The sequence below is a fragment of the Leuconostoc rapi genome (assembly GCF_016908715.1).
In the GTDB taxonomy this organism is placed as follows: Bacteria; Bacillota; Bacilli; order Lactobacillales; family Lactobacillaceae; genus Leuconostoc; species Leuconostoc rapi.
Genome location: NZ_JAFBEK010000021.1, coordinates 1 through 4,496 on the forward strand (window position 1 = coordinate 1; position 4,496 = coordinate 4,496).

The following is a 4,496-nucleotide window of genomic DNA, read 5'->3' on the forward strand; positions in this document are numbered from 1 at the left end:
TGATTAGACACTTGCATGATTTGAGCGGTGTTTGGCAAACAGATATCACTTATATTCAGTTGACTAATCACAGATGGGTCTATTTAGCGACCGTTTTGGATCCTGAGAAGAGAAAAGTATTGGGCTATAAAATTGGCGATACAATGACAGCCGAGCTAGCCACAAGTGCCTTACAGATGGCTTTAGATAAGCATCGAAAGCCATTAATTATTCATTCAGATATGGGGTCACATACACGAGTGCTGAATTTAATATTAAATGTCAAAATTATGGTTTGAAACATTCATATTCACTCAAAGGACATCCATACGATAATGGCCGTATGGAAGCATTTCATTCAATATTGAAACGTGAAGAGGTGTATTTGAAGGCATACGAAACATTAACGCAAGTCCAAGCAGCCATTGGTTGGTATATCAATTTTTATAATCGCAATCGTATCTCAAATGTTGCCTAAGTAACTGAATAAAAATAGTCCAATTTATTGACTTCTGAGCAAAAAAAGGCGCTCTGTTGCTCGTAGGGCGCTTCTGCAAGTTCTTCAGGTAAAAGTAACAATCCAAGTGGCTAACGCCTTCACATCGTCTCTTTTCATGCAATAAACGTCATTTAAACGCGCATTGAAACGTGACAGCATATCTGAACCATCCGCCATGAGCTCTTGATTCAGATAGGTTTTCGACACATCAATTTCTTTGTTAGTGTGATGGTCAGTTTTACGTTCAAAATGGACTGCTAAACCAGGGACTGCGCCACGCGTATTTTTCTTTAAATGCGCCATCAAAAATGCCTCCTCGAAAAAGGTTTTCCAAGACCAGTATAACACCGTTAAAAATCTGGTATAGCCTGTTATACCAAAATTCTATTTTGGACAGGCTCTGCGAGGCGCGTCATCGACAAGCGATGACCGTAGCGTTTCCCCTTCCTGCTGGGGAAACTGCTATTTTACAGCGCCACTTATCCGGCTTGTAAAACCTCCGGCGGGTCACGCCGTGACAGGGCAATTTATCATTGCAGGATCACTTTCAGTGAGAGCATGTCATGCAGAACGTTACCCGCGTGGGGCAAGCTGATGTCAGCTTAACCACATTAAAATAATCGGTAAACGTAAGTGTATAATAACAAAAAAATTGTAGTGGACTATCGCAATTAATAGGTGTTATACAATAAAAGCAAACAAAAAGGCACCCTTAAGGTGCCCACATTATTTTAACGATCATTAAGATCATCAAAATAACGTTTGATTGCGAACGTCACAACAGCAACACAGATTGCGTTAAACAATTGTGTGAGTTCTTGAAAAAAGTAAATCATGGAGTCTAAACCTCCTTGCCGTTGCAGTTATAGTAGGAAACAACAGCTTTTTAAGTATATCATGTTTTGAAATACCAATAATATAATGTTATAATGTTAATAGAAGAAAGTACATGGAGACTAACCTCTCTAGTAAAAAGGGCTAGTGCGTAGGAACACCAGCTCTTTTTGTTTGTCTTTTTTTTTTGAAGCAAGTTTCCTTTCAGGGCAAGACAGTGTATAATTATAAACAATAACTGCCATGAAACAGCTCTGCTGTTTCAAAGGCTTGGGCCAGTACGCTGGTCAAGCCTGGTGGCCCACTTTAAAATACAGTGACGCTGATAGTATGATGGCTGGACTGTTATTTTTGACAATTAAAGACGCTTCAAAAAATTTCTTTAACCCCCAAATCACTAATAGGGGGGTTAAATTTACAAAAAAGCCAACAGGCAAACAACCCTCATGCTTACGGGGCGTAGGGTTACAGCGAAATAATATTCGTGTATAAATTAATGTAATAATGAAAATTTGATAATAAAAATCGGCCGTTAAATGGCTTTTTTTATTAGATAAATCATTTTTAGGTTGCTATCAAGCTATTTACGATTAAGGAGGATTATATGACATACAATGCGATTAAAGGACGCTTTACACACGTTGCGCCCGATAAATCGATAGTGTACGGTGATAAGCCTTATACGTTTGCCTTAACACCAGAACAAAGTGAACAGATTGACCAGGCGGTTTATGCGGTTGTCCTGGCCAAAAATTATAAAACGACCTCTTTCTCAATTGATGAGAAGTTAACGTTGTCTGACGAAGAAGTCGCCCAACACAAATTAGTGGTCCGTTTACGCCTCCGCAAAAAGCACAAACAGCCGTCTCATAAACCGCTCACGGACTAAAATTTCACAAATAACAAAAGGCTAGTTTTGGGGATTATGAGAGCTAGACCAATTATTTTAAGCTCAATTCACAAGAACAGATCACAGAAAAAGCGCCAAACCCTATGAAATTAAGGCTTGGCGCTTTTAACTTGGTATAAGCTACATTATGTTAATTCGTTAAATTAATAATACCCATATGGACTATATTGGTGTCCAGGTTTAGGTTGCGTCTTGCCATTCAATTGATCTAGAACCTTTTGAGGGTCGGCTGGATGGTATACATGTCCAATTGCCCCTAAAACGTCGCCAATCCAATGTCATCCGCTAATTTTGTTGCACTCTGAATTAGATAACTTTTTATAGTTACTTAAATAGCTTTTCATAATATCGACTATGAGCGTAACATGATTAAATAGTTAAGATAATTACACTCTTCAGAATGCTAATATTATTCATAATTACTAAAAAGTGCTAGAATTTGAGATGAGGAGTGATCATTCATATCCTGTAATTTCAATTTTCAGTAAGTACACTGCTAAAAATATAGAGGAAAATTAAAATGGAACAGTCCAATAAAAAATATTTCTTTGATGAGCCAGCTTTTGATCTACATGATGGCGGATATGTACCTCTCATAGTAAATAATGCCCCGGAAATGCCTTTAAATATACCACCTATTTTAAAAGCAGATAGAGAGTCTAAAAATGATATCTACTATACCGTCACTGCAAAATCAGGGAAATCGCAAATATTGCCAGGGGAAAAGACACAGGCATGGGGTTATAATGCTAATTTTTTAGGTAAGACTATTATATTTCACCGCGGTCAAAAAAATCATATCACTTTGAAGAATGACCTGCCAGAATTAACTACTTTTCATTGGCATGGAGCTGATGTTAGTGGCCCTTATGTTGATGGGGGTTGTCACGCGCCTGTTTACCCAGGGGAAATCAAACATATTAATTTTACGTTGAATCAGCCCGCTGCGACATTATGGTTGCATGCTCACCCATGTCCATCCACAGCAGAACAGGTGTGGCAAGGATTAGCTACAATGGTTATTGTTCAAGATGAGCATGAATCCCAATTATCAATACCAAGAAATTATGGAGTAGATGATATTCCAATTATTTTACAAGATAGACATTTTCACAAAGATAATCAGTTTGATTATCGTGCCGATTATGATCCTGATGGTGTTGCAGGTCCCACGGCTGTTATCAATGGAACAGTCAACCCATACTTCGATGTCACAACACAAAAAATAAGGTTACGTTTTCTAAATGGTGCTAACCGTCGGGAATGGCGTTTGCATTTTTCCGATGATTTGCCATTTGATCAGATTGCGGGGGATTGTTCTCTATTACCCAAGCCAATCAAGCTGACAGGTTTAATGTTGAGCTGTGCTGAACGTGCAGAAGTCATTATTGATTTTAGCCAATATCATGAAGGTGATGAGGTAACCTTATATACTGATCAAGTGCCACTATTAAAGTTCCGCATTCACAATTTCGCAAAAGATACTACAAAAATTCCCGATCATTTAATTAATTTAAAGAAACCGTCAGTTGAACCGTCATTACCCATTCGACATGTCGTCATGCAAGGAATGGATGAAAGTGTTGCCATAGATGACAAGAAATTTGCTATGGAACGCATTGATGCCGAGCAAATAGTTGGAGAGTATCAGTATTGGGATGTCACGAATAGTAACGAAAAACCGGGAATGGTTCACCCATTTCACATACACGGCACTCGCTTTTTAGTACTAACACGTAATGGAAAAGATCCATATCCAAATGAGAACGGTTTCAAAGACACCATTGGAGTTAACCCAGGAGAAACTGTTCGAATACTAGTTAAGTTTGATTTACCTGGTATATATATGTATCATTGCCATATTTTAGAACATGAAGATGGTGGTATGATGGCACAAATAGAGATAGTAGATCCAAAAAAGCCGCATCAGAAGTATCAGTTAATGGATATGAATACTTTAATGAACGCGTTAGCTGAGGAGCGTGGTATTGAGTTATCTAATCTTTGGATGGCAGGTATGGAGTCGTACGAAAAAATGGGAATGAAAATGTAAGATTTTGCTAGAATACTTCCGATGAAAAATGGTTGATCAATCATATTCGCTGTTAAACTATTGGTATGTTAAGATTAAGGGAACAACATATTTAAAAACAAAACATCACTTTAACTACACTACAGTTTGCTCTTATACTAAAAAAATGGACTATTTTTATTCAGTCCGTAAAATGAAAGTATAGGAGTATTTTTATGTCAATTCGTTATTCACAAGATTTC

At 37.7% G+C, this 4,496-nt stretch carries 4 protein-coding genes and 1 pseudogene; 4 read left to right on the top strand and 1 reads right to left on the bottom strand.

What is annotated here, in order from left to right; genetic code table 11:
* Positions 1-278: DDE-type integrase/transposase/recombinase (locus JOD28_RS09655; protein ID WP_204770557.1), on the top strand; the 278-nt coding region annotated here is incomplete at its 5' end.
* A complete protein-coding gene (locus JOD28_RS09660) occupies positions 275-457 on the top strand; it encodes an integrase core domain-containing protein (RefSeq protein ID WP_143471862.1) in 183 nt (60 codons plus the stop codon). The genes JOD28_RS09655 and JOD28_RS09660, both read left to right, overlap by 4 nt.
* A gap of 8 nt (positions 458-465) precedes the next feature.
* Here the strand turns inward: JOD28_RS09660 and JOD28_RS09665 are convergent.
* A pseudogene (locus JOD28_RS09665) lies at positions 466-781 on the bottom strand (plasmid recombination protein); the annotation flags it as partial.
* Positions 782-1,916: 1,135 nt separating this feature from the next.
* Between JOD28_RS09665 and JOD28_RS09670 the strand changes: the two are divergent.
* The gene (locus JOD28_RS09670; protein ID WP_204770558.1) at positions 1,917-2,201 is read left to right on the top strand and encodes a hypothetical protein; all 285 of its coding nucleotides are present in this window, start codon (positions 1,917-1,919) and stop codon (positions 2,199-2,201) included.
* Between the two features lie 541 nt (positions 2,202-2,742).
* Positions 2,743-4,275: a multicopper oxidase family protein gene (locus JOD28_RS09675; protein ID WP_010276660.1), complete on the top strand. Its 1,533-nt coding sequence runs from the start codon at positions 2,743-2,745 to the stop codon at positions 4,273-4,275.
* Positions 4,276-4,496 lie beyond the last annotated feature (221 nt).